Origin of the sequence: Frigoribacterium sp. SL97 (genome assembly GCF_026625765.1) — a bacterium.
Taxonomy (GTDB): Bacteria; Actinomycetota; Actinomycetes; order Actinomycetales; family Microbacteriaceae; genus Frigoribacterium.
The window spans coordinates 447072-470529 of sequence record NZ_CP113062.1; the positions used below are offsets into that span (position 1 = coordinate 447072).

Consider the following 23458-nt stretch of genomic DNA (forward strand, 5'->3'; position numbering starts at 1 on the left):
TCGCGCGTACGACCACGAATGGAGTCCCCCGTGCGAGGCAAACTGATCTTCGTCGCCGGAGCCGCTGTCGGATTCGTGCTGGGCGCCCGCGCCGGCCACGACCGGTACGAGCAGATCACCGAGAGGGCGTCCAAGGTCTGGAACAGCCGGGCCGTGCAGCGCCAGGTCGCCAAGGGCCAGGACTTCGCCGGTGCCAAGACGGCCGACGGCGTGGACGCCGTCGTCACCGGCATCACCCGGGGCATCTCCAAGGCCTTCGGCGGCGGCCGAAAGAAATGACCGACTCGACGCGCAGCGACAAGGTGCGGCACAAGACCAGGCCGCGGTCGCTCTTCGCCCTGGTGCAGGACGTCCCGACGCTGGTCACCGACCTGGTCAAGGGCGAGTTGGCCCTGCTCAAGTACGAGGTCATCGGCACGCTCAAGGCCTTCGGCATCGGTGCCGGCTTCCTGGTCGGGGCCCTGGTCTTCGTCTTCGCGATGCTCGGCGTCCTCCTGACCGGCATCGTCCTGCTGCTCGCCATCTGGCTTCCCGGCTGGGCGTCGGCCCTCATCGTCGCCGGCGTGCTGTTGCTCGTCGCCGCCCTGCTCGCGTTCCTCGGGTACAAGGCGATCAAGAAGGGGCTCCCGGCGGTCCCCGAGAAGACCATCGCGAGCCTCAAGGCCGACCTCAAGGCCGTCAAGGGCGTGGGGTCGATCCCCGGCGCCCGCCTCGACGAGCGCTGACGCGCCTCCTCGACACCCCCACCCTTCCCGTTCCCGACAGGAGCACCGTGAGCGACAGCAGCGACATCCAGGCCCACATCGACCGCACGCGCGCCGAGCTCGCCGCGACCCTCAACGAACTCGAGGACAAGCTGAACGTGCCCAAGCAGTTGGGCATCGCCGGGCACCGCGCCAAGGCCTCGTTCGACCGCGACAAGACCCCGTGGCTCGCCGCCGCCGGGGCGGGTGCGCTGGCCGTCGCGGGCGTCGTCGTCGCGGTCGTCAAGCGCCGCTGACCGCTCGCCCGGCTCGCCGGTCGGCTCGACCGCCGGCGGGCATCGGGTGCCGTTCGCTCGACCGGGAGCAACCTGGTTGGGCTCCCAGCGTGCCGAGAGGGAGAATGGCTGCATGAGTTCCAGCGCCGACGCGGCAGCGCCCGTACTGCCGACGTCCGATTCATCCGCAGCACCCGTCCAGACCGAGTCCGACGACGCCGCGGCGAGCACGCCGCCACCCGTCGAACGCCTCGGCTACACGCTCTGGGCCGTGCTGCGACGCGACCCGCAGAACCCCTACGCCCCCGAGCTCGACGACGTCCCGCAGCTCGACGCGGTCGTCGACGCCCTGGCGGGTCTCGGCGTGACCGTCCGTGGCTTCTACGACGTCAGCGCCCTGCGGGCCGACGCCGACATCATGATCTGGCTGCACGGCGAGGTGCCCGAGGCCGTCCAGTCGGCCTACCGGCAGCTGTTGCGCACCGACGTGCTGGGCGGCCTGCTGCCCACCTGGAACGCCATGGGCATGCACCGCGAGGCCGAGTTCTCGCGCAACCACAGCCCGGCCTTCATGCGGGGCAAGGCACCCGAGACCTGGTTGACGGTGTACCCGTTCGTGCGCAGCTACGAGTGGTACCTGCTGCCCGAGGCCGAGCGCCGTCAGATGCTCGCCGAGCACGGCAAGCAGGGCTCCGAGCACCGCGCGGTGCTGACGAACACCGTCGCCAGCTTCTCGCTCGGCGACTACGAGTGGATCCTCGCCCTCGAGGCTCCCGAGCTCGTCCAACTGGTCGACCTCATGCGCGACCTGCGCTACACCGAGGCCCGCCGCCACGTCCGCGAAGAGATCCCGTTCTTCACGGGCCGACGCATCCCCACCACCGACATCATCGAGGTCTTGTCGTGACCGACACCAGCAACATCACCAACGGGCAGCTCGTCCGCAACGCCACCCCCGCCGCGGCCTCCGGCCCCGAGCACGTCTCCGAGCCGACCGACTACGACGCCATCCTGCTGGCCGGCTTCGGCGGGCCCGAGGGGCAGGACGACGTCATCCCGTTCCTGCGCAACGTCACGCGCGGTCGGGGCATCCCCGAAGAGCGGCTCGAAGAGGTCGCGACGCACTACCGCCACTTCGGCGGCGTCAGCCCGATCAACGAGCACAACCGCGAGCTCAAGGCCGCCCTCGAGGCCGAGCTCGAGCGTCGCGGCATCGACCTGCCGGTCATCTGGGGCAACCGCAACTGGCAGCCCTACATGGCCGACGCCGTGCGCGAGGCCGACGAGCGCGGGTTCCGCAAGCTCATCGCGGTCGCGACCAGCGCCTACTCGTCCTACAGCTCGTGCCGCCAGTACCGCGAGGACTTCGCCATGGCGCTCGACGCCACCGGCCTCGAGGGCACCATGCAGATCGACAAGGTCCGCCAGTTCTTCGACCACCCCGGTTTCGTCCAGCCGTTCATCGACGGCGTGCGCGACGCGCTCGTCGCGGCTCGCGCCGAGAACGAGGGGCTCGACCTCGCGACCGAGGTCCAGGTGCTCTTCGCCACGCACTCGATCCCGTCGACCGACGCGGCCAAGAGCGGCCCCGAGGCGCGCGGCTTCGACGCCGACGGTGCCTACGCCGCCCAGCACAAGGCCGTCGCCGAGGTCGTCATGGCCGCGGCCGAGGCCGCCCTCGACCTCGACCTGCCCGAAGGGGGTGGCACCACCGTCCCCTGGCAGCTCGTCTACCAGTCGCGCAGCGGCCCGCCCTCGATGCCGTGGCTCGAGCCCGACATCAACGACGCCATCGACGACCTGGCCGGCGGTCCGACCCGCGCCGTCGTCATCGTGCCGCTCGGGTTCGTGAGCGACCACATGGAGGTCATGTGGGACCTCGACAACGAGGCGATGGAGACCAGCGAGAAGAACGGTTTCTGGGCGACGCGCACCCCGACGCCGGGCATCGACCCGAACTACGTCACCGGGCTCGTCGACCTCGTGCTCGAGCCGTCGTGACGGCGTCCCCGCCGAGGACCGCCCCCATGTGACCGACCTCGGGCCCTGGTACGACGTCTGCCGTCCCGGCTGCTGCGAGAACGTGCGACTGGGCTTCAAGCCCGCCCTGTCCGGCCTGGTCCCCTGACCCCGTGGCGACCATCCGCATCGGAACTCGGGGCAGCGCGCTGGCCGTCGCCCAGTCGACCACCGTCGCCGACCGCATGGCGGCCGCGACCGGCCACGACGTCGAACTCGTCCGCATCAAGACCGAGGGGGACCGCTCGCAGGGCACCGGCGAGTCGCTGGCGTCGCTCGGGGGCACCGGCGTGTTCGCCAGCGCCCTGCGCGAGGCGCTCCTCGCGGACGAGTGCGACGCGCTCGTGCACTCGCTCAAAGACCTGCCCACCGCCACGCACCCCGGTCTCGTCATCGGGGCGACGCCCGGTCGGGCGGATGCCCGCGACGCCCTCTGCGCCCGCGACGGGCTGACCCTCGAAGGACTGCCCCAGGGTGCCCGCGTCGGCACGGGATCGCCGCGTCGTGCCGCCCAGCTGCTCTCGCGACGTCCCGACCTCGAGGTCGTCGACATCCGCGGCAACGTCGACACGCGGCTCGGTCGCGTCGGCGTCGACCTCGACGCCGTCCTGCTCAGCGCGGCGGGTCTCGGCCGCCTGGGACGCCTCGACGCGGCGACCGAACTGCTGGGGCTCGGCTTCTGGCCCAGTGCGCCCGGCCAGGGCTCGCTCGCCGTCGAGGTCCGCGAAGGCGACCCCGACGAGGCGCTCGCCCGCGGTCTGGCCGCCATCGAGGACGAAGAGACGCGCCTCGTGGTGACGGCCGAGCGAGCCGTGCTGGCCGGGCTCGAGGCCGGTTGCGCGGCACCCGTCGGTGCCAGTGCCGTCGTCGACGCCGGGTTGCTGCTGCTCAGCGCGACCGTCTACAGCCCCGACGGCAGCCGACGCCTCAGCTCGTCGCACGCCGTCTCCCTCGACGACGGTCCGCTCGTCGCGCGCCTCGCCGACGTCCACGAGGTCGCCGGCCGTGTCGTCGACGAGCTGCTCGACTCCGGTGCGGCCGAGTTCGCCCCGTTGGGCGGCGGACCGGCCGGCGGTGACCCCCTGGGCAGCGCCACGTGACCGCCGACAAGCCGCTCAAGGGCGTGCGCGTCCTGGTGCCGCGCGGTGGCAAGTGGGGCGACGGGGTCGCGGCCTCGCTCCGGTCGCGCGGTGCCGCCCCGGTGATCGCCCCCCTCATCAACTTCGCCCCGGCCGAGACGCCCGAGCTGCTCGCCGCGGCCCTGGCCCGCCTCGAGTCCGGCGTCTACGAGTGGCTCGTCGTCACGAGTGCCACCACGGTCGACGTCCTGGTCGGCAACGGCATCCGGCCCCCTGCCTCGACCCGGGTCGCCGCGGTCGGCGAGACCACCGCCGCCGCCCTGAGCCTGGCGGGCATCCGCGTCGACTTCGTCCCCGAGGGCGACAACTCGGCCCGCGGACTCGTGAAGGAGTGGCCGGCCGACGAGGTCACCGGTCGCGTGCTCGTCCCGCAGTCCGACCTCGCCGAGCCGACACTCGTCGCCGGACTGTCGGCCCGCGGGTTCGACGCCGAGTTCGTCTCGGCGTACCGCACGGTGGGCGTTCCCGTCTCGGCCGAGGTGCGCGACGGCGTCGCCGACGGCTCGATCGGCGTCCTCCTCGTGACCTCGGGCAGCGTCGCCCGCCAGATCGCCGCCCAGCTGGCGCCCCTGCCCCCGCAGACCCTCGTCGCGTGCATCGGCCCGCGCACCGCCTTCGACGCCCGTGCCGCGGGGCTGCCCGTGCACCTGATCGCCGAGACCCGATCGGCGGCCGCCCTCGTCGAGGCCGTGGTGGACCACGCCCTCGACGGCCCGTCCGCCGGAACGCCCCCCACCGAGAAGGACTGATGTCCGAATTCCCCCGAGTGCGGCCCCGCCGCCTCCGCGCCACCCCCGCCCTGCGTCGTCTGACCGCCGAGACGCGCCTGCACCCCGCCGACCTCGTCCTGCCGATGTTCGTCCGCGAGGGCATCGACGAGCCCACCCCGATCTCGTCCATGCCGGGCGTCGTCCACCACAGCCTGTCGAGCCTGCCCCGGGCCGTCGAGCAGGCCGCCGAGGCCGGTGTGGGCGGCGTCATGCTCTTCGGGGTGCCCCTCGAGAAGGACGCCGTCGGGTCGGGCGCGACCGACCCCGAGGGCATCCTCAACGTGGCCACCCGCGTGGCCGTCGACGCCGCCCAGGGCGCGCTGGTCGTGCAGACCGACCTCTGCCTCGACGAGTTCACCGACCACGGCCACTGCGGCGTCCTCGCCGCCGACGGCTCGGTCGACAACGACGCCACCCTGGTCCGCTACGACGAGATGGCGGTCGTCCAGGCCGAGGCCGGGTCCCAGCTGATCGGCATGAGCGGCATGATGGACGGTCAGATCGGCTCGGCCCGCGACGCCCTCGACGCGGCCGGCTTCGGCGGCACGGCACTGCTCGCCTACGCCGCCAAGTACGCGTCGGCCTTCTACGGCCCCTTCCGCGAGGCCGTCCAGTCGACGCTGGTCGGAGACCGCCGCACGTACCAGATGGACGCCGCCAACGGGCGCGAGGGCCTGCGCGAGGTCGACCTCGACATCGCCGAGGGTGCCGACGTCGTCATGGTCAAGCCGGCGATGAGCTACCTCGACGTCCTCGCCGAGACGGCCGCGACGAGCACCGTCCCGGTGTGGGCGTACCAGATCAGCGGTGAGTACGCGATGATCCACGCGGCCGCCGCGAACGGCTGGATCGACCTCGACGCGGCCTCGTACGAGAGCGTCCTGTCGATCAAGCGGGCGGGTGCGGACGCGATCCTGACGTACTGGGCCACCGAACTGGCCACGCGCCTCCAGAAGGAGCGGTTCTGATGACCGAGCAGAGCAACGACACCTACTTCACCCGGGCCAAGCGGTCCATCCCGGGCGGCGTCAACTCGCCCGTCCGTGCGTACGGCTCCGTCGGCGGGACGCCACGGTTCCTCGTGGGTGCCAAGGGCGCCTACGTCACCGACGCCGAGGGACGCGACTACGTCGACCTCGTCGCCTCATGGGGTCCGGCGATCCTCGGGCACACCCACCCCGAGGTGCTCGAGGCCGTCCAGCAGGCGGCCGCGCGCGGCCTGTCGTTCGGAGCCTCGACGCCCGCCGAGACCGAACTCGCCGAGCTGGTCCGCGAACGCGTCGCCGTCGGCGACCAGCGGCCGATCGGCAAGCTGCGCATGGTGTCCACCGGCACCGAGGCGACCATGACGGCCATCCGCCTCGCCCGCGGCTACACCGGTCGCGACCTGCTTGTGAAGTTCGCCGGGCACTACCACGGGCACTCCGACTCGCTGTTGGCCGAGGCCGGCTCGGGCGTCGCGACCCTGTCGATGCCCGGCTCGGCCGGCATCACGGCCGAGACCGCCGCCCAGACGCTCGTCCTTCCCTACAACGACCTCGACGCCGTGCGTGCGGCCTTCGACGAGCACGGCCCGCGCATCGCCGCCGTCATCGTCGAGGCCGCCGCCGCCAACATGGGCGTGCTCGCGCCGCAGCGGGGCTTCAACCGCAGCCTGTCCGAGATCACGCGGCGCCACGGCTCGCTGCTGATCGTCGACGAGGTGCTCACCGGCTTCCGCGTGGGACGCGCGGGCTGGTGGGGTCTCGAGGCCGCTCGGGTCGTCCCGGACGGCGCCGGGTGGGAGCCCGACCTCATCACGTTCGGCAAGGTCATCGGCGGGGGCATGCCGCTCGCCGCCCTGGGCGGTCGCGCCGAGGTCATGGACTTCCTCGCCCCGCTGGGGCCGGTCTACCAGGCGGGCACGCTCAGCGGCAACCCGGTGGCCGTCGCCGCCGGCATCGCCACGCTCAGGCTCGCCACGCCCGAGGTCTACGCCCGGCTCGACACCGTCGCCGACCAGTTGTCGGCCGGCGTCTCCGCCGCCCTGTCCGCCGAGGGCGTCGAGCACAGCGTCCAGCGCGCCGGGTCGCTCTTCTCGTTCGCCTTCACGCCGACGGCACCGAACGACTACGACGACGTCCGCGCCCAGCAGTCCTGGCGCTACCCGCCGTTCTTCCACGCCATGCTCGACGCCGGGGTCAACCTGCCCCCGTCGGTGTTCGAGGCGTGGTTCGTCACGGCGGCCCACGACGACGACGTGCTGTCGCGCATCCTCGACGCCGTGCCCGCCGCGGCCAAGGCCGCCGCGGCCGCGCAGGCGCCGCACTAGTCCGCTCGAGCGCGCGCCGCGCCTCCGTTCCGGCTCGCCGGGGGCTCGGCCGACTCTGCGCGCCGGGCTCGCCTGCCCGTCACTCGGGGCCATGCCTGCTCCGCCGCATCCCGCCACGAGGTAAACAACCCGCCACATCATTTCTTGGCGGGTTGTTTACATCGTGGCGGGGTGGCGGGGTGGCGGGCACTCCGGCAGCGGCTGCGCGTGGCGCCGTGATGCACCGGCCGGAGGTCAGCGGCGGCGGGCGCGGGCCGACCAGCGGCCGCCGGCCCGATCGACCACGAGCGGGTGGTCGAACGCGCCCGACACGAGCTCGGACGTCAGCACGTCGTCGGCCCGTCCGGTGGCGAAGACCCGGCCGTCGCGCAGGAGCAGGGCGTGCGACGTGCTGCTCGGCAGGTCCTCGAGGTGGTGGGTCACCGTCACGGAGGACATCGCGCGGTGGGTCGTGCGCAGCTCGTCGACGGTGTCGAGCAGGTGTTCCCGCGCCGCGACGTCGAGTCCCGTCGCCGGTTCGTCGAGCAGCAGCAGGGCCGGCTGCGACACCAGGGCGCGGGCGATCAGCGCCCGACCGCGTTCGCCCTGGGACAGCACGCTCCACCGTGCCGAGAGGCGGGACGAGAGACCGACGCTCGCGACGAGGTCGACGACCCGCGCCTCCTGCTCGTCGGTGGGCACCCAGCGGGGCACCGGGTCGCTGCTGCCCGTGAAGCCGGTCAGCACGACCTCGCGGACCGTGTTGTCGCCGACCATGCGGTGGCGGGGATCGACGTGGCCGATGTGGCGACGCAGCTCGCTCAGTTCGACCCGCCCGAGGCGGCGGCCGAGGACGTCGACCGTGCCGGCGGTCGGGTGGCCGAGCGCACCGCACATCGTCAGCAGCGTCGTCTTGCCGGCTCCGTTGGGGCCGATCAGCGCCCAGTGCTGACCGGAGTCGACGCGCAACGACACGTCGTGCAGCAGATCACGACCGCCCCGGGCCACCCGCGCAGCGACGACGTCGAGCACGGGCGGCACCGGGGCGGCCACGGAGGGGGCGACGGTCACGCGCGGTAGATGCCCGCCTCGCGCACCTGGTCGAACAGGCCCTGCAGGCGTGCGGGCTGCTCGCGCACGACGGCGGCGGCCGCCGCGGCGTCGTCCGCCTTCACGGCGTCGCGGAACGCCACGGTGAAGGCGTGCGCCTGCGGGAAGTCGAAGATGCCGTTGGCCGACGGACGACGCAGGAGCAGCAGGAGGCGCGGGCCGGTGTTCGACCACAGTCGCGTCAGCGACTCGCTGTCGGCCGCGGCCAGCAGGATCTCGTTGGCCCGCACGAGGCCCGCGATGTCTTCTTCCTTCTTCGCCTTGAAGGCCTTGGCCCGGGTGTCGAGGAGGCCGACGACCTCGGCACGCTGAGCCTTGTCGAGCTTGGGCACGGCCCGCTCGACGAAGAGGGACCAGACGGCGTAACCGACGTCGACGGTGTCGACGAACTCGCCGTAGGACGGGTCGACGATGCGCGTGTAGCGGTTGGCCTCGATGTCGACCAGTGCCTGGTCGGCGAGCTTGGCGATCGCCTCGCGGACGGGAGTGCGAGAGACGCCCAGCCAGGCCACGAGCTGGTCGTCGTTCAGGCGCTCACCGAACTCGAGGGTGCCGTCGATGATCGCGGCGAACATCTTGTCGTAGACGACGTCGCGCAACAGGCGGCGCGGGGCGGGCGTCTGGTCGTCGTTCTGGGGGATCGGCATCGGGGGCCTCCGTCGTGTCTGCGGTCAGGTGCCGACGGTCGACGGCGCTCGGCACCGCGGTCGGTCGGTTCGTCGACCCGGCCCTGAACCGGTCGCCGACATGTCGAGCATAAACCCGAGCGCTGAGTACGTATGGGTGATCCGGAGTTCTAGATGCGTGATCCGCCGACGCGCACGACCGTCCGCCCCCGGGTCCGGCCCGCCAGGATCGCCTCGCCGGCGCCCACCACGTCGGCCAGGGCGACCTCGCCGGTCATCGAGTCGAGGAGGTCGAGGTCGAGGTCTCGTGCCAGTCGGTCCCAGGCGCGCTGGCGCAGGTCGAGCGGTGCCTCCACCGAGTTCACGCCGGCCAGGGTCACGCCCCGCAGGATGAACGGCAGCACCGTCGTCGGCAGGTCGGCGCCCTGGGCGAGCCCGCAGGCCGTGACGGTGCCACCCCAGCGGGTCTGGGCCAGGACGGTGGCGAGGGTGTGGCTCCCGACCGAGTCGACGCCGCCGGCCCAGCGGGCCCGCTGCATCGGCTTCCCCGCCCCGGACAGTTCGTCGCGGTCGACCAGGGCCGAGGCCCCGAGCGAGCGGAGGTAGTCGCCCTGCTCGGCGAGGCGACCCGAGGAGGCGCTGACCGAGTACCCGAGGCGGCTCAACACCGCGATCGCCACCGATCCGACGCCTCCGGCCGCACCGGTCACCACGACGTCGCCGTCGTCGGTGCCGACGTCGCGTTCGAGCCGGAGGACGCTCAGCATCGCCGTGAAACCCGCCGTGCCGATGGCGGCGGCGCGCCGCCCGTCGATGCCCGGGGGGACCAGGACGGCGCTGCCCGGGTCGACCACGACGCGTTCGGCGAAGCCGCCCGCCTTCGTCTCGCCGTGGCCCGCACCGTTGACCAGCACCTCGTCGCCCGGTGCGAAACGTGACGACCCCGAGGACGCCACGACGCCGACCAGGTCGATGCCGGGCACGAGAGGATCGACCCGGGCGACCCCGGGGTCACCGCGCAGGGCGAGACCGTCCTTGTAGTTGACGCCGGACCAGGTGACGTCGACGACGACGTCACCCGGCCCGGCGACCGGCTCGTCGAGCTCCCGGTGCTCGGCGGCCCTGCCCTTCTCGACCACGATCGCACGCATGCGACCGAGGTTACGCGGGTGCGGTCAGACGCGATCGACGGGGCCGGACGCTCCCGCCTTGCCCCCGAGGAACCCGCCCAGCGCACTGACGAGGTCGAGCCCCGTCGTGGCCTTCACGACGTCCTGCAGCTGCGTCATGTTGTTGGCGACCGACTTGGTCAGCTCGTTGGCACCGTCGGTCGACACCACCGTCAGGGCGTCGATGTTGCCCATCGGCGCCGCCATCTCGCGGGCGATCTCGGGCAGGCGCGAGATGACCTGCGAGGCGAGTGCCGCCTGGCCGAACTTGCCCTGCGCCTCGGCCAGCGCGTCCACGGCCTCGGCCTCGGCGAGACCCTTGGCCTTGATCGCCGCGGCCTCGGCGCGACCGGCGGCCTCGACGGCCGCGGCCTCGTTCTCGGCCGCGTTGCGGGCGGCGTCGGCGAGCTGGGTGCGGCGGAACGCCTCGGCCTCGACGGCGGCGTTGGCGGCGTCGCGCTCGGCCTCGGCGTTCTGCACGGACGCGTAGGCCGCGGCCTCGGCGGGCTGGCGCACCTCGATGTTGAGTCGCTCCTGGTTGACCTTGGCCTGCTCGGCCACGGCGATGCTCTCTTGTTCGGCGACCAGCTTGTCTTGCATGGCCCGGGCGAGCTCACCGGCGGCGGCGGCCTCGGCCTGGGCGCGGTCGGTCTCGGCCTTGATCTGGGCCTGGCGGACGTCGAGCTGCAGCTGACGCTCGGCCGTCTGCTGCGTGTTGCCGATGCGGGCCAGGGCGGCGATGCGCTCGGCCTCGGCCTCGGCCACGTCGGCGTTCTGCTTGGCGACGGCCGCCTCGGCACGACCGCGGTCGGCGAGGTAGGTGCTGCCCGGCGTCTCGATCTCGCGGATGTTCATGGTCTCGATCTGGAGGCCGAGCTCGGCGAGCTCGCCCTTGGTCTCGTTCACGGCGTCGGCCGCGAGGCGCGAGAAGTTCTTGACCAGGTCGTCGACCGGCTGACCGCCGATGAGACCGCGGATCGACCCCTCGAGCGACTGCTGCACGATGACCGGGAGCTGCTGCTGCTGCAGCAGGTAGCGCTGGGCGGCACGGCGCACCCCGTCTTCGGTGCCGGTCACCTTGAAGTTGACCGTGGCCTTCACGGCGGTGCGGATGTAGTTGGCGTCGATCGCCTGCACCTCGACCGGGGTCTGGTACTGCTCGAGCGACAGCTTGAAGCCCTCTTGGAAGATCGGCCAGACGAAGGTGCGGCCACCGATGATGACCTTCTGCGGGCTGGAGATGCCGCCGCCCTCGGACCGTTCGGCGCCACGGCCGACCACGATCAGGGCCTCGTTCGGCGGGACGCGACGGACGCGGCTGGCGACGAACGACAGCAGGGCGAGCACGATGACGACGGCGACGACGATGGCGACGACGCTGACGTTCGAGGAGATGAAGTCCACGGGGCTTCCTTTCAGTTGGTCTGGGGATCACGTGACGCGGAGGTCTCGCCGGCGTCGAGCGCCTCGACCTGTACGCGTGGGCCGTTCTCGGCCACGACGCGGACGCGGACGCCGCGCTCGATGCGCGCGTCGCTGGTCGCGAGCCGCCGCTCGAGCTCGCGGACGTCGTCGAGCCGGACCTCGCCGCCGGCCGGGCCGGTGGCCTCGGTCGTGACGCCGACGAACCCGACGGGCGACCAGTGCCCCCGCTCTCGCGGCGCGTCACGCGGCGGACGACGAGCTGGATCAGCACGAGGGCGACGAGGGCCATGCCGACGGCGACGGCGTAGGTCCACCCCGGGGCGAGGTCGGTCTGCGACGTGACGACCCCGGCGAGCCCGAAGATGGCCAGGGCCGCGCCCAGGGCGACGCCCGAGACGAGCCCGTCGCCGACGTCGACGACGTCGAGCAGGTCGCCCACGACGATGCTGACGAGCAGGAGCAGGAGTCCGATCGCCCCCACCACGATGAACGTGATCATGCGTCGAGCCTGTCAGACTCCGGCCTGGTGCACATCGCCTGTGCGACGGACCCCGGGCCACCGCTCACCGGCCACCGCCCACCGGGGGCCGCCCCTCAGCCGAAGAGGATCGCGGCCTCGTCGTAGCGGTGCTGCGGGACGACCTTGAGGCTGTCGAGGGCCTCCTCGAACGAGACGTGGACGATCTCGGTGCCCCGCAGGGCGACCATGCGCCCCCAGCGACCCTCGACCACCGCGTCGCTCGCCGCCATGCCGAGCCGCGTGGCGAGCACGCGGTCGTAGGACGTGGGCGTACCGCCGCGTTGGATGTGCCCCAACGTCGTGGCGCGGGTCTCGATGCCCGTGCGCTCCTCGATGACGGGGGCGAGTCGCTCGCCGATCCCGCCGAGGCGCGGGCGGCCGAAGGCGTCCAGGCCGCGCTCGGAGTGCACGTCGCTCTCGTGGTCGGGCACGAAGCCCTCGGCGACGACCACCAGCGGTGCCCGACCCCGGTCGTAGGCCGACTGCACCCACTCGACGATCTGGTCCATGCTGGTCGCCTGCTCGGGGATGAGGATCGCGTGGGCACCGGCGGCCATGCCCGAGTGCAGGGCGATCCAGCCCACGTGCCGGCCCATGACCTCGGCGACCATGCAGCGGCTGTGCGAGTCGCCGGTGGTGCGCAGGCGGTCCATGGCGTCGGTGGCGATCTGGACCGCGGTGTCGAAGCCGAAGGTGTAGTCGGTCGCCCCGAGGTCGTTGTCGACGGTCTTGGGCACGCCGACGATCTTGAGCCCCGCGTCCGTCAGGCGCTTGGCCGCGGCCAGGGTGCCCTCGCCGCCGATCGCGATCATGGCGTCGATGCCGAAGCGCTCCATGTTCTCGGCGATGCGGTCGACACCGCCGTCGCCCTCGAACGGGTTCGTGCGGCTCGTCCCGAGGATCGTGCCGCCCTGTTTCGCGATGCCCTGGATCTCTTTGCGGGTGAGGGGCATCACGTCGCCGTCGACGACGCCTCGCCAGCCGTCGCGGAAGCCGACGAACTCTTGTCCGTGGATCTGCGTGCCCTTGAGCACGGCACCGCGGATGACCGCGTTGAGACCGGGGCAGTCGCCACCGCTGGTGAGGATTCCGATTCGCATCGAGGGGCTCCATCGCATCGAAGGGCCCGATCGACGGGCCGAGGTCGAGACCCATCATGGACCACGAGGAGGCGCGGCACCTGTCCACGGGCCCGGTCACCGCCCTGCCGGTCGCGCAGGCGGCCGTACTACCCTCGCCTGCATGAGCAACGAGCAGCCGGGGCGTCCGCCGTCGCCGTGGGCCCGGTTCGCCCGGCCCGCGCCGACCGAGCCCGACCGGGGCGAGTTCCCGTTCGGTCCGCCTCGCCCGGTGCACCCCGAGGCGGGCGTGGCCGATCGCGGTTGGCCGCTCGACCCCTCCGGCGCACCGTCGATGCCCGCCACGCGACAGCAGCAGCCGTTCTTCCCCCAGCCCGCGGCGTCGCAGCCCCCCTCGTCGCAGCCCGTCGGCCAGCAGGCCGCCGGCCAGCAGCCCGTCGCCCAGCAGGCCGCCGCGCCGACGTGGGACTCCGACGGTCGTCAGGTCTGGGCGCCGCCGCCCGGTCCCGTGCCCGAGACCGGCTCCGCGCCCGACGCCCGACCCGAGAACGCAGGCCTCGGCTCGTACTTCTTCCCCGCCGACGACGACTGGTCGTCCGCGCCGCCCCGCACCGACGACGAGGGCCGCGGTCTCGCGATCGCGTCGATCGTCTTCGGCGTCTTCTTCGCGCCCCTCGGCCTGGTGTTCGGCATCGTGGCGGCGCGACGCGCCCGAGCCGCCGGCCGCCCGGCCACCCTCGCGTTGACCGGCATGGTCGTCGCCTCGATCGTCATCGTCCTGAGCCTCGTGTACGCCATCGCGGCACTCGACTACTACTCGCAACTCGCGACGACCTGTGCCCAGCTCGGGCCCGGCGACTACGTGAACGGCGACGGTCGGACCGTCACCTGCGGGTGACCGGGGCGGGCACGGACCATCACAGGACGCGAGCCGCCGGGGGCGCGGGCCGTCGAGGACGACCCGCGCCGCGCCTCCTCGGCTAGAGCGAGACGGTGCCGGTGTCGGCGACGTTCTTCGGGTGTCCGCCGGTCACGGCGGCCTTGGCGTACTTGAACAGGGTGACGGCCTTGGGCTCGTTGCTGACCCAGTACTCGGCCGTGTCGACGTCGACCTCGAGCAGTGCGACGGTCGGGTCCTCGCGGCCCTTGTCGAACCAGGCCTCGGCCCCGGTCGTCCACAGTTCGTCGATCAGCCCGGAGTCCTTGACGATCGAGGCCTTGCCCGCGAGCGACAGGTAGCCCTTGCCGGTCTCGACGGCGACGTTCACCTGCGGGTGCGCCTTGACGTCGTCGACCTTGGGGGAGGGGTCGCGCGTGAAGAAGTACACCTTGCCGTCGAAGTCGCGATCGACGATCGCGAGGGGCCGACTCACGAGGTGGCCGTGGCTGCTCTGCGTGGTGAGGATGCCGATGCGGCCCGCGTCGAGGACCTCGCCGATCTTCTTGATGTCGTTGGTCTCAGTCATGCCGGGGACCCTACGCCGGAGCCTCGACCGAGGTCACAGCACCGGAGGTCCGCCGCCGGTCAGGGACGAGGAGGCGCGGTGCCGGTCGCAGGTCACGTCGCCTCGTGCACCGCACCCGTCGCAGGCGACCAGTTGCCGTCGGCACTGCACCTCGACGCAGTTCTGCATGCGGCTGGTCGCGGTGCCGCAGACCTCGCAGCGACCGATCACGGCCGCGTGGTCGCTGAACTCGACCGAGCCGCGACCGTCGAAGACGTAGAGCGAACCGTCCCACAGGCCGTCGTCGCCGAAGCGCTCGCCGTACCGCACGACACCCCCGTCGAGTTGGTAGACCCGCGAGAACCCACGCGACGTCATGAGGGACGACAGCACCTCGCAGCGCACGCCACCCGTGCAGTAGGTGACGACGGGCTCGTCCTTGAGGTGGTCGTAGCGCCCACTGTCGAGTTCGGCCACGAAGTCGCGGGTCGTGGCCACGTCGGGCACCACGGCGCCTCGGAACCGACCGATGCGTGACTCGTACTCGTTGCGACCGTCGAAGAAGGTGACCTGCTCACGGTCGACGAGTTCGTGGAGTTCGTCGGGGGACAGCCGCTCACCGGTGCCCACCACGCCGGACCCGTCGACCTGCAGTTCGTCGGGAGCGCCGAACGTCACGATCTCGTCGCGCACCTTGACCGACAGGCGGGGGAAGTCGTCGCCGGTGCCCTCGCTCCACTTGACGTCGAGCTCGGCCAGGGCCGGGTGCTGCCGGGTCTTCTTGAGCCAGCGCTTGACGTCGGGCAGGTCGCCTCCGAGCGTGCCGTTGAGGCCCTGGTGGGACACGAGGACGCGTCCGCGCAGGTGCAGGGACTCGGCGAGGTCGCGCTGCCACAGACGCATCGCCTCGGGATCGCCGAGCGGTGTGAAGGCATAGAACAACACGATCTTCGGGGTCGCCACCAGGAGATCCTAGGGGCAGGCCGGTCGGGGAGCGCCGTACGCCTGAGGCATGCATGCCTTATGCTGGTACCCGGAATTCCAGACACCGACGAAAGGCGCCGATGCCCGTCCCGACCCCCGCCCGTCCGGTCATCCCTCGGCGCCTCCAGAAGGACGCCGTCTTCGAGTACCTCGTCGCGGCGATCCTCGACGGCACGCTGCGACCGGGCGAGCGCCTGCGAGACGCCGACTGCGAGACGTGGCTCGGTGTCTCGCGGACGCCGATCCGGATCGCCATCGCGAAGCTCGAGCAGGTGCGACTGGCCGAGACCTCGGCGCGGAGGGCGACGAGCGTCGTGGTCCCTCGCCGCGAGGTCGCCGTCGACCTCCTGGCGGTCGGGTGCGCCCTGCTCGCGGCCGTCGTGGCGTCGGCGGGTCACGACGAACGAACCGGGCTCGATCGACGCCTCTCGGGCCTCGTCGACGACTGCCGCGCCCGTTCCTCCTCGGCCGACGGTTCCGTCGAGGAGGTCGACGCGGTCGGCGACTCCTGGGCGGCGGTGTGGTCGGCCGTCGACGACCACGTGTTCGGCCGCCTCGCCGTCCGACACGCGCGACGTCTGACGCTGCCCCTGCGCCATCACCTCCGAGAGCTGACCGCCGACGATCTCGACGTCGTCGCCGACGTGTTCGTCGAGGTTCGTCGGTCACTGGGCGGCGGGCTGGTCGACGCCGCGGCCGAGGCGTGCGAACGGGTCACCTCGAGGCTCGACCTTCCCGACGTCGCCCGGGACGGGGCGTCCGATCCGCTCGGGGCGTCCGCCGTCGTCGAGGACCGTCGCGTCCTCCCCCGGGGTGACGACGTCGCGAGGGCCGGCGCCCGCGCGACCCTCGTCCGACCACGCCTCAGCGACGACGTCTACCGGATGATCCTCGTCGCGATCCTGGACGGCACCCTGACGCCCGGCGAGAGGCTCGCCGACGACGAACTCACCACCTGGCTGGGCGTCTCGCGGACTCCCGTCCGTTCCGCTCTCGAGCGGCTCGACGAGAGGGGCCTCGTCGACATGGCTCCGAACCGCTACACGCGGGTCGCTCGCCCCGAGGTCGCCGACGTCGTCGCCGCCCGCGACCTGTACGCACGACTCGTGTCGTGGTCGGCCGGTCGACACCCGACGGGCGGCAGCGCCGACCGGGCCGAGATCGCGGCGGTGACGAGCCGATTGCTCCCCCTCGCGACGAGGTCCGAAGGGGCCCCGGCGACCCTGACGACCCTGACCTGCCTGGGCACCGCGGTCAGACGACTCGCCTCGGTCGAACGATCACCGGCGCTGTCCCGCGAACTCGACATCCTCGAGCCCCGTCTGGCCCATGGGTTGATCTCGTGTGGATTCGGACTGCCACCGAGCTCGTGGCGGACGTTCTCGGATGCCGTGCGGGTGTCGCCCGGTGCGACGGGTGGCGGCTGGGGCCCGGCAGTGGCCGCTCTGATCCGTTCGCTCAGCCCGCAGGGGGGCTGAGCGCCTCGAGGTCGTCGTCGGCGAACGCCCGACGGAGGTCGTCGAGCATCGAGTCGTCGACGACGACGATCGATTGCCCGTCGGGTGACGTGCCGGTGCCCGAGACGGGCATCGTGAAGGACGTCACGTCGGACGGTCGGAGCTGTCTCAACGAGAGGCCGAGGCCGATCATGTCGCTCGTGGTCCACGAGCTGTCCACCCCGATGTGACCGGCAGTGGTCTCGACGAACGCCGAGACGCGCGCCGGATCGGTCAGGGTGCGCGTGCTGACCAGGCGGTCGGTGATGCCGGCCACCAGGGCTCGTTGATTGCGCATGCGCTGGAAGTCGCCGTCGGCGAAGGCGTAGCGCTCGCGCACGTACTCGAGAGCGCTCGGACCGTCGAGGGTGACGGCTCCCTCGGCGAAGACGCGATCTCCTCGACGGAACTCGACGTCGTTCTGCACGGTCACGGCACCCAACGTCGCGACGATCGATTCGACGCCACCGAAGTCGACGACGGCGGCGTGGTCGATGCGTGCGCCCGTCATCGCCTCGATCGTCCGGGTCTGGAGCGGGACACCGCCCCAGGCCAGGGCGGCGTTGACCTTGGCCTGGCCGTGGCCCGGCACCTCGACCCAGGTGTCGCGAGGGATCGACACGAGCTCGACGGAGTGACGGTCCGCGGCGATGTGGGCGACCATGATCGTGTCCGCCCGTCGCGGCCCGGAGCCCCCGAGATCGCGGTCGTCGACGGGCTCGCGGCTGTCCGACCCGAGGAGCATCAGGTTGACGGAGCCGTCGGTGGCGGGGGCGGGACGGCCCGCGTAGTCGGTCAGGGTGCCGACGTCGTCGAGGGCGTCCTCGGCCGACCGGATCGTGGTGAGACCGAAGATCGCCAGTGCCCCGACCCCCGTGATCACGACGCCGACCAGCACGAGCAGGCTCGTCATGGCGAGACGGTGGCGTCGGAAGAACGAGCGGCGTCGTCTGCGGGCACGGTGGTCGGTCATGGTGGCTCCGCTTCGGGGGTCTGGTCGGCGGTCGGGTCCGGGGAACGCGTGCCGCGTCTCGCTCAGTACGCGCCGGAGGGCCGGACGACGGCGCCGATCGTCTGCACGAGCAGCCGCGCATCGGTCGTCGGCGTCCAGCCGTGGACGTAGCCGAGGTCGAGGTCGAGCCCGGCGTCCAGTCGAGGTCGGAGCGGCCCCCCACCTGCCACGGGCCGGTCAGTCCCGGCAGCACCGTCAGGCGCTGGCGGGCGCGGCTGCAGTACTGGGCGACCTCTCGCGGCAGGGCCGGGCGCGGCCCGACCAGGCTCATCTCGCCCCGCAGCACGTTCACCAGCTGCGGCAGCTCGTCGAGCGAGTGCCTGCGGAGCACGCGGCCGACCCGGGTCACACGCGGATCGACGCGGAGCTTGAAGAGCGGCCCGTCGGCGTCGTTCGCCTCGGGCATGATCGCGACGGCCCGATCGGAGTCGGCCATCGACCGGAACTTCAGCATCTCGAAGGTCCGGCCGTCGAGCCCACAGCGTTCTTGGCGGTAGAGGACCGGGCCGCGGCTGTCGAGTCGCACCGCCAGGGCGACGAGGGCGAGCGCGGGAGCGAGGGTGGTCAGAGCGGCGACGGCCCCGACCACGTCGATCGCCCGCTTGGCCCGACGGGCGACGGCCCGCCGGACCGGGGGAGCGGCCGGGGCGACGTCGGGACCGTGGGCATCGCCCTGGTGGTGGCGGTTCGGTCGGCCGGGCGCGGAGGAGGTGAGGCGTGCACCTGGGGGTGCGGACAGGGGTCTCGTGGTGATCGTCATCGGGTCTGCTCGGTGTCTCTCGTCTCGTGCACGGGCGGCGGATGGCCGACGCATAAAATATCACACAGACATGAGCAATGACGCAAGAGGGTTGTCGGCGGGAGCGTCTACCATCGCGACATGGATCAGCTCGAGCGCACGGGGGCCGCTCCCGACGCGGACGACCGACGGCTCGGGACGGTCTACTGGTCGGCACGCCCGGTGGACGTCCGGGCCACCCTGCGGCCCCTGGGTCGCGGCTCGGGCGATCCCTCGTTCCGGGTCGACGGCGACCGGACGTGGCTCGCCCTGCGCACCCCGGCGGGCGAGGCGACGCTCTGCGTGTCGGCGAGCCGCGCCTCCTCGTCCGTCCGCGCCGACGCGTGGGGGCCGGGAGCCGCCTGGGCGATCGAGCACGTGCCCGAGCTGCTGGGCCGCGGCGACGACTGGTCGGGGCTCGACGTCACGACGAACGCGTTCCTGGCCGACGCCCGCCGGCGGCAACCGGGGCTCCGGCTGACCCGCACCAACCTCGTGCTGCAGGCCGTCGTCCCGGCGATCCTCGAGCAGAAGGTCACGAGCGTCGAGGCCTGGCGTGCGTGGCGGCAGCTCGTGCGTCGACACGGCACGCCGGCACCGGGTCCGGCACCCGAGGGGCTCGTCGTCCCGCCGGACGCCCAGGGCTGGCGCCGCATCCCCAGCTGGGAGTGGCACCGGGCCGGCGTCGGGCCGCAGCGGTCGGCGACCGTCATGAGGGTCTGTGCGGTGGCGCCCGCACTCGAGCGCACGCTCGCCGTCGGTCGGGGTGGCGACGAGGTCGCAACGCGCCTCCGGTCGATCCCCGGCGTGGGCGTCTGGACCGCCGCCGAGACGACGCAGCGTGCGCACGGCGACCCCGACAGCCCCAGCGTGGGCGACTACCACCTGCCCGCCGTGGTCGGATGGGCGCTCATCGGCCGTCCCGTGGACGACGACGGCATGCTCGAGCTGCTCGAGCCGTGGCGCGGCCACCGTGAACGCGTCATGCGGTTGATCACGGGCAGCGGCTTCTCGAAGCCGAGGTTCGGCCCGCGCATGACCATCCAGGACCACCGCTTCCACTGACGCGGCAGGCGGCCGAGAGGGCCGAGACGGCCGCGGTGGCCGCGCGTCCGCGTCGGGACGCAGAGGAGGCGCGGGTCAGGCCTGGGCGTCGGGCGACGCGTCCGTGCCGATCGCCTCGAGCACGCGACCCGAGAACGCCCGGACGACCTCGGCGTCCGTCTCGAGCACGTCAGTGAAGTACCTCTTGATGGCGGCCGTGTGCCCCCGGGTCGCCGCGAGCATGGCCCGGCGGCCGTCGGGCGTCAGCTCGACCCAGGTGCCCCGCGCATCGGAGGCGCACTCGGTGCGGCGCACCAGCCCTCGGCGCTCCATGCGGGTGACCTGGTGGCTGACCCGGCTCTTCTCCCAGCCGATCTGCTCGGCGATGTCCCGCACGCGCGAGCGTCGGTCGCTGCTCCGGCCCAGGCCGACGAGGATCTCGTACTCGGGGGCGGACACACCCGAATCGCTCTGCAGACGGAGCTCGAGGGCCCGGTCGAGGCGCCGTCTCATGGCGTAGAAGGAGTCCCAGACGACCCACTCCTCGTCGGTGAGTTCGTCGGCCATTCGCCCAGTGTAGGGACGGTGGCGCGGCATATCCTCGACCCATGTCCGATGTGCACGCCGACGAAGTCACGCAGCAGACCGTCGAGACAGCCCGCCGCTGGTGGGACGCCGCGCGTGCCGTCCCGGTGCAGGGTCCGGCCGCCCGTCTGACCGAGGTGCTGCGCGACCCCCGCGGCCTCGACTTCGCCCGCGACTTCGCCGACCGCGTCGTCCGCCCCGGGGACGACCGGGCGGGCGCATCGGCCCTCGAGTCGCTCAGCCGACGCACGCCGGCCCTGCTGCCCTGGCACCTCCGGGCGGCCATCTCGTTCGGTGGGGGCTTCGGCCCGATCGCACCCAAGCCGATCATGCCGGTCGCGCGGCGGACGCTGCGCCACATGGTCGGGCACCTGCTCGTCGACGCGCCACCCGAGAAGCTCGCGCAGGCCCTCACGGGTCTGCGCGGCGACGGCGTCCGGCTCGACGTCACCGCCTGGGGTCCCACGGTGTCGGGGCCGACCCAGGCCGAGCGCCGGGTCGCCGCGGTCCGGGCCCTGATCGAGCGGCCCGACGTCGAGCGCGTCACGACGACCGTCCGCGAGCTCGTCGGCCCGACCTCGCCCTGGGCCTTCGACGAGACGAGCGACCTCGCCGAGTCGAGGCTCCGGCCCCTGGTCGAGCTGGCGGCGTCGACGGGCACGCTCCTCACCCTCGGCGTCGACCGGCACGCCGACGTCGACCTCACGATCGACGTCTTCACGCGACTGCTCGACCGACCCGGGCTCGAGGCGGTGACGGCGGGCATCGTCGTCCAGTCGTACGTCCCCGAGGCGCTCGACTCGCTGCGGTTGCTCACCGACTGGGCCCGTGACCGCGTCGACCGGGGCGGCGCGCCGATCTCGGTCCGGCTGGTGAAGGGCGGGTCGCGACTCGACGAGATCGTCGACGCCCGCCTGCACGACTGGCCCGTCGTCACCTTCGAGGCCAAGCACGAGACCGACGCGAGCCACCTCCGGCTGGTCGAGTTCGCGCTGAGGCCCGAGAACGCCGCGGTCGCCCGGGTCGGCCTCGCCGGGCACGACGTCTTCGACCTGGCCCATGCCGTCACGGTCGCCCGTCGCCACGGCACCGACCACCTGCTCGACGTCGAGATGTGGCTGGGGGCCGCACCCGGGCTCGCCGAGGTCGTCCGCTCCGAGCACGGGTCGCTCGTCCTCCTGGTGCCGGTGACCGTCTCCGGCGAGTTCGACTCCGCCGTGCGACACCTGGTGGGCCGGCTCGACGCGCTCGCCGACCCCGAGGGATTCCTCTCGAGCGCCCTCGACGTCGACCACGAGGCGGCGTTCACGCGAGAGGCTCGCCGGCACGACCGCGCCGTGGCGGCCGTCGGCGATCTGCCCTCCGTGCCCCGGCGCCGTCGAGACCGGTCGGGCCCGCTCGACGAGGGCCCCGACCACGTCGTCGACTTCGTGGCCGAGGCCGACACCGATCCCTCGCTCGACGGCAACCGGAGGTGGGCCCGAGGCGTGCTCGGGCGCGCCCGTCGGTCGGTCGCCGGCATCGAGACCGCCGACGCGGCCCCCTCCCTCGGGCCCACCTCTTCGGAAGGCGGTGCCCTCGACGACGACTCCCTCGTGGCGATGGTGACCCGCGCCTCCTCGGCCGGCGAGGCCTGGGGCGGCCAAGACCCCGAGACCCGCGCCGAGCTGCTCGACCTGGCGGGCCGCGAGCTCGCCCTGCGGCGTTCGCGCCTGGTCGAGGTGTCCGTCAGCGAGTCCGGTTCGACCCTGTCCGAGGCCGACCACGAGGTCGGTGCGGCCGTCGACTCGGCCCACCGTCTGGCCGTCCTGACCCGAGGGCTCGCGGCGGTCGCCTCGGCCGAGCACCGGCCCCCGCGGCTGACGGTCGTCGTGCCCGACCTCGTCACGCCCGTCGCCGGAACGGTCGAAGGGGTGCTCGCGGCGTTCGGCGCCGGCAGCGCGGTCGTCGTCTTGTTGCCCCGGAGCCGGCGGCGGGCGGTCGCCGTCGTCGCGGAGGCGCTCTGGGCGGTCGGCGTCCCGGACTCGCTCCTGGCCCTCGTCGTCGCGGACGACCCCGACCACGAACGCGCCCTGCTGACGCACCCGCTGGTCGACCGGGTGGTCGCGCACGGGGCGGTCGAGACGGCCGTCGGCCTCCGCGACGTGCGCCCCGACCTCGACCTCGCCGTGCGGACCCGGGGGTCACCTCGCTCGTCGTCACCCCGTCGGCCGACCTCGAGCTCGCCGCCGCCGACGTCGTCGCCAGCGTCGTCGACCACGCCGGCCGTGGTCACGGAGCACTCGACCTGGTGCTGGCCGTCGGGTCCGTCGGTCACGGTGAGGCCTTCCGTCGCCTGCTGCGCGAGGCCTTCGAGGCGGTCGTCGTGGGTCCGGCCGACGACGTCGCCACCGTGATGGGCCCGCTCGCCTCCACCCCGACCGGGTCCGAGCTCGACGTCCTGACCGTGCTCGGCCCCGGCGAGTCGTGGCTGCTCGAGCCGCGTCCCCTCGACGAGACCGGGGCCCTCTGCTCGCCGGGCGTGCGCGACGGCGTGGACGCCCGCGGCGCCTTCGCCTCCCGCTCGCACGAGGTCCCCGTCGTCGGCCTCGTCCCGGTCGAGACCCTGGCCGAGGCGATCGCGGTGCAGAACGCCGAGAACGGCGGTGACGTGGCGGGTCTGCACTCCCTCGACGTCGACGAGATCGACGAGTGGCTGCACACCGTGCGGGCCGGAGACCTCGTCGTCGGTGGTCCGACGACGGGCGCCCGGGTCCGGCGCAGGCCCCCGGCGGGTGGGGTCGACGGGCGATCGGTCGGGGTCTCAAGCCCGGCGGCCCGAACGCCCTGATCGGCCAGGGGGCCTGGCGCCACCGTCCCCACGAGCCGCGCCCCTCCCTGCGCCTGCACGACGTCTCCGAGGGGGTCACCCGTCTCGTCGACGCGGCCCGACCCACCCTGTCGTTCGAGCAGTTCGACTCGCTGCGGACGGCCGTCGAGAGCGACCAG

General features: G+C 72.9%; 23 protein-coding genes and 3 pseudogenes. 14 read left to right on the plus strand and 12 right to left on the minus strand.

What is annotated here, in order from left to right:
- Positions 1 to 30 precede the first annotated feature (30 nt).
- From OVA02_RS02200 to hemL, 9 genes and pseudogenes are all read left to right on the plus strand, one after another.
- A complete protein-coding gene (locus tag OVA02_RS02200) occupies positions 31 to 279 on the plus strand; it encodes a hypothetical protein (protein WP_043595360.1) in 249 nt (82 codons plus the stop codon).
- Positions 276 to 725 (plus strand): phage holin family protein, encoded by a 450-nt coding sequence (locus OVA02_RS02205; protein WP_054147459.1) that lies wholly within the window; start codon positions 276 to 278, stop codon positions 723 to 725. The genes OVA02_RS02200 and OVA02_RS02205 overlap by 4 nt, the downstream gene beginning before the upstream one ends.
- A 47-nt stretch (positions 726 to 772) precedes the next feature.
- On the plus strand, positions 773 to 1000 hold the full coding sequence (locus OVA02_RS02210; protein WP_043595223.1) for a DUF3618 domain-containing protein: 228 nt from the start codon (positions 773 to 775) through the stop codon (positions 998 to 1000).
- Positions 1001 to 1112: 112 nt separating this feature from the next.
- Positions 1113 to 1886 carry a hydrogen peroxide-dependent heme synthase gene (gene hemQ / locus OVA02_RS02215; RefSeq protein ID WP_082460100.1) on the plus strand — a complete coding sequence of 258 codons (774 nt, stop codon included), beginning with the start codon at positions 1113 to 1115 and terminating at the stop codon, positions 1884 to 1886.
- A pseudogene (locus OVA02_RS02220) lies at positions 1883 to 3107 on the plus strand (ferrochelatase). The gene hemQ and the pseudogene OVA02_RS02220 overlap by 4 nt, the downstream one beginning before the upstream one ends.
- 4 nt (positions 3108 to 3111) lie before the next feature.
- Positions 3112 to 4098: a hydroxymethylbilane synthase gene (gene hemC, locus OVA02_RS02225; RefSeq protein WP_200413267.1), complete on the plus strand. Its 987-nt coding sequence runs from the start codon at positions 3112 to 3114 to the stop codon at positions 4096 to 4098.
- Positions 4095 to 4886: a uroporphyrinogen-III synthase gene (locus OVA02_RS02230; protein ID WP_043595220.1), complete on the plus strand. Its 792-nt coding sequence runs from the start codon at positions 4095 to 4097 to the stop codon at positions 4884 to 4886. Before hemC ends, OVA02_RS02230 begins: the two co-directional genes overlap by 4 nt.
- Positions 4886 to 5875 carry a porphobilinogen synthase gene (hemB, locus tag OVA02_RS02235; RefSeq protein ID WP_056044126.1) on the plus strand — a complete coding sequence of 330 codons (990 nt, stop codon included), beginning with the start codon at positions 4886 to 4888 and terminating at the stop codon, positions 5873 to 5875. Before OVA02_RS02230 ends, hemB begins: the two co-directional genes overlap by 1 nt.
- On the plus strand, positions 5875 to 7218 hold the full coding sequence (gene hemL / locus OVA02_RS02240) for a glutamate-1-semialdehyde 2,1-aminomutase (protein ID WP_267659140.1): 1344 nt from the start codon (positions 5875 to 5877) through the stop codon (positions 7216 to 7218). The genes hemB and hemL overlap by 1 nt, the downstream gene beginning before the upstream one ends.
- A 234-nt stretch (positions 7219 to 7452) precedes the next feature.
- Here the strand turns inward: hemL and OVA02_RS02245 are convergent, their stop codons facing one another.
- The 6 genes from OVA02_RS02245 to OVA02_RS02270 form a co-directional block, all read right to left on the minus strand.
- Positions 7453 to 8268 (minus strand): ABC transporter ATP-binding protein, encoded by an 816-nt coding sequence (locus OVA02_RS02245; RefSeq protein WP_267659141.1) that lies wholly within the window; start codon positions 8266 to 8268, stop codon positions 7453 to 7455.
- Positions 8265 to 8954 (minus strand): GntR family transcriptional regulator, encoded by a 690-nt coding sequence (locus OVA02_RS02250; RefSeq protein WP_123571143.1) that lies wholly within the window; start codon positions 8952 to 8954, stop codon positions 8265 to 8267. Before OVA02_RS02250 ends, OVA02_RS02245 begins: the two co-directional genes overlap by 4 nt.
- Positions 8955 to 9103: 149 nt before the next feature.
- The gene (locus OVA02_RS02255; RefSeq protein WP_267659142.1) at positions 9104 to 10084 is read right to left on the minus strand and encodes an MDR family oxidoreductase; all 981 of its coding nucleotides are present in this window, start codon (positions 10082 to 10084) and stop codon (positions 9104 to 9106) included.
- Positions 10085 to 10108: 24 nt separating this feature from the next.
- A complete protein-coding gene (locus OVA02_RS02260; RefSeq protein WP_056044120.1) occupies positions 10109 to 11506 on the minus strand; it encodes an SPFH domain-containing protein in 1398 nt (465 codons plus the stop codon).
- A gap of 11 nt (positions 11507 to 11517) precedes the next feature.
- Positions 11518 to 11841, minus strand: a complete 324-nt coding sequence (locus OVA02_RS02265; RefSeq protein WP_267659143.1) for an NfeD family protein — start codon at positions 11839 to 11841, stop codon at positions 11518 to 11520.
- 280 nt (positions 11842 to 12121) lie between these two features.
- Positions 12122 to 13147 carry a 6-phosphofructokinase gene (locus tag OVA02_RS02270; protein WP_056044114.1) on the minus strand — a complete coding sequence of 342 codons (1026 nt, stop codon included), beginning with the start codon at positions 13145 to 13147 and terminating at the stop codon, positions 12122 to 12124.
- Between the two features lie 142 nt (positions 13148 to 13289).
- Here OVA02_RS02270 and OVA02_RS02275 point away from each other — a divergent pair, with 142 nt between their 5' ends.
- Positions 13290 to 14024, plus strand: a complete 735-nt coding sequence (locus tag OVA02_RS02275; RefSeq protein ID WP_123571146.1) for a DUF4190 domain-containing protein — start codon at positions 13290 to 13292, stop codon at positions 14022 to 14024.
- Positions 14025 to 14106: 82 nt separating this feature from the next.
- On the opposite strand, the gene OVA02_RS02280 is transcribed toward OVA02_RS02275, so the two are convergent.
- Together OVA02_RS02280 and OVA02_RS02285 are read right to left on the minus strand one after the other, a co-directional pair.
- Positions 14107 to 14592: a pyridoxamine 5'-phosphate oxidase family protein gene (locus tag OVA02_RS02280; RefSeq protein ID WP_056044110.1), complete on the minus strand. Its 486-nt coding sequence runs from the start codon at positions 14590 to 14592 to the stop codon at positions 14107 to 14109.
- A 33-nt stretch (positions 14593 to 14625) separates the two neighbouring features.
- A complete protein-coding gene (locus OVA02_RS02285; protein ID WP_267659144.1) occupies positions 14626 to 15534 on the minus strand; it encodes a rhodanese-related sulfurtransferase in 909 nt (302 codons plus the stop codon).
- A gap of 101 nt (positions 15535 to 15635) precedes the next feature.
- Here OVA02_RS02285 and OVA02_RS18115 point away from each other — a divergent pair, with 101 nt between their 5' ends.
- Positions 15636 to 17033, plus strand: a complete 1398-nt coding sequence (locus OVA02_RS18115; protein ID WP_420709623.1) for a GntR family transcriptional regulator — start codon at positions 15636 to 15638, stop codon at positions 17031 to 17033.
- Here OVA02_RS18115 and OVA02_RS02300 read toward each other — a convergent pair.
- From OVA02_RS02300 to OVA02_RS18120, 3 genes and pseudogenes are all read right to left on the minus strand, one after another.
- Entirely contained in the window at positions 17014 to 18024 is a 1011-nt protein-coding gene (locus tag OVA02_RS02300) for an LCP family protein (RefSeq protein ID WP_267659145.1), read from the minus strand. The genes OVA02_RS18115 and OVA02_RS02300 overlap by 20 nt on opposite strands.
- 62 nt (positions 18025 to 18086) lie before the next feature.
- Complete coding sequence (locus OVA02_RS02305; protein ID WP_267659146.1) at positions 18087 to 18233, minus strand: hypothetical protein; 147 nt, start codon at positions 18231 to 18233, stop codon at positions 18087 to 18089.
- A gap of 26 nt (positions 18234 to 18259) precedes the next feature.
- Positions 18260 to 18877, minus strand: a pseudogene (locus tag OVA02_RS18120) (sugar transferase); the annotation flags it as partial.
- Positions 18878 to 18943: 66 nt separating this feature from the next.
- Between OVA02_RS18120 and OVA02_RS02310 the strand changes: the two are divergent.
- Positions 18944 to 19906, plus strand: coding sequence for a DNA-3-methyladenine glycosylase family protein (locus OVA02_RS02310; protein WP_267659147.1), 963 nt, complete (start codon positions 18944 to 18946; stop codon positions 19904 to 19906).
- A gap of 75 nt (positions 19907 to 19981) precedes the next feature.
- Here OVA02_RS02310 and OVA02_RS02315 read toward each other — a convergent pair whose 3' ends face one another.
- Positions 19982 to 20452: a MarR family winged helix-turn-helix transcriptional regulator gene (locus OVA02_RS02315; RefSeq protein WP_056044096.1), complete on the minus strand. Its 471-nt coding sequence runs from the start codon at positions 20450 to 20452 to the stop codon at positions 19982 to 19984.
- A 377-nt stretch (positions 20453 to 20829) separates the two neighbouring features.
- Here OVA02_RS02315 and OVA02_RS02320 point away from each other — a divergent pair.
- Positions 20830 to 22587 (plus strand): annotated as a pseudogene (locus OVA02_RS02320) (proline dehydrogenase family protein); the annotation flags it as partial.
- Positions 22473 to 23300 (plus strand): aldehyde dehydrogenase family protein, encoded by an 828-nt coding sequence (locus OVA02_RS02325; RefSeq protein ID WP_267659670.1) that lies wholly within the window; start codon positions 22473 to 22475, stop codon positions 23298 to 23300. The pseudogene OVA02_RS02320 and the gene OVA02_RS02325, both read left to right, overlap by 115 nt.
- The last annotated feature ends 158 nt before the right edge of the window (positions 23301 to 23458 follow it).

What these genes read in the sequence shown, in the direction of transcription:
- OVA02_RS02205 (WP_054147459.1), top strand. Translation starts at nt 276, where the DNA reads ATGACCGACTCGACGCGCAGCGACAAGGTGCGGCACAAGACCAGGCCG.
- hemQ (WP_082460100.1), top strand. Translation starts at nt 1,113, where the DNA reads ATGAGTTCCAGCGCCGACGCGGCAGCGCCCGTACTGCCGACGTCCGAT.
- hemB (WP_056044126.1), top strand. Translation starts at nt 4,886, where the DNA reads ATGTCCGAATTCCCCCGAGTGCGGCCCCGCCGCCTCCGCGCCACCCCC.
- hemL (WP_267659140.1), top strand. Translation starts at nt 5,875, where the DNA reads ATGACCGAGCAGAGCAACGACACCTACTTCACCCGGGCCAAGCGGTCC.
- OVA02_RS02250 (WP_123571143.1), bottom strand. Translation starts at nt 8,954, where the DNA reads ATGCCGATCCCCCAGAACGACGACCAGACGCCCGCCCCGCGCCGCCTG.
- OVA02_RS02255 (WP_267659142.1), bottom strand. Translation starts at nt 10,084, where the DNA reads ATGCGTGCGATCGTGGTCGAGAAGGGCAGGGCCGCCGAGCACCGGGAG.
- OVA02_RS02270 (WP_056044114.1), bottom strand. Translation starts at nt 13,147, where the DNA reads ATGCGAATCGGAATCCTCACCAGCGGTGGCGACTGCCCCGGTCTCAAC.
- OVA02_RS02275 (WP_123571146.1), top strand. Translation starts at nt 13,290, where the DNA reads ATGAGCAACGAGCAGCCGGGGCGTCCGCCGTCGCCGTGGGCCCGGTTC.
- OVA02_RS02280 (WP_056044110.1), bottom strand. Translation starts at nt 14,592, where the DNA reads ATGACTGAGACCAACGACATCAAGAAGATCGGCGAGGTCCTCGACGCG.
- OVA02_RS18115 (WP_420709623.1), top strand. Translation starts at nt 15,636, where the DNA reads ATGCCCGTCCCGACCCCCGCCCGTCCGGTCATCCCTCGGCGCCTCCAG.
- OVA02_RS02300 (WP_267659145.1), bottom strand. Translation starts at nt 18,024, where the DNA reads ATGACCGACCACCGTGCCCGCAGACGACGCCGCTCGTTCTTCCGACGC.
- OVA02_RS02310 (WP_267659147.1), top strand. Translation starts at nt 18,944, where the DNA reads ATGGATCAGCTCGAGCGCACGGGGGCCGCTCCCGACGCGGACGACCGA.
- OVA02_RS02315 (WP_056044096.1), bottom strand. Translation starts at nt 20,452, where the DNA reads ATGGCCGACGAACTCACCGACGAGGAGTGGGTCGTCTGGGACTCCTTC.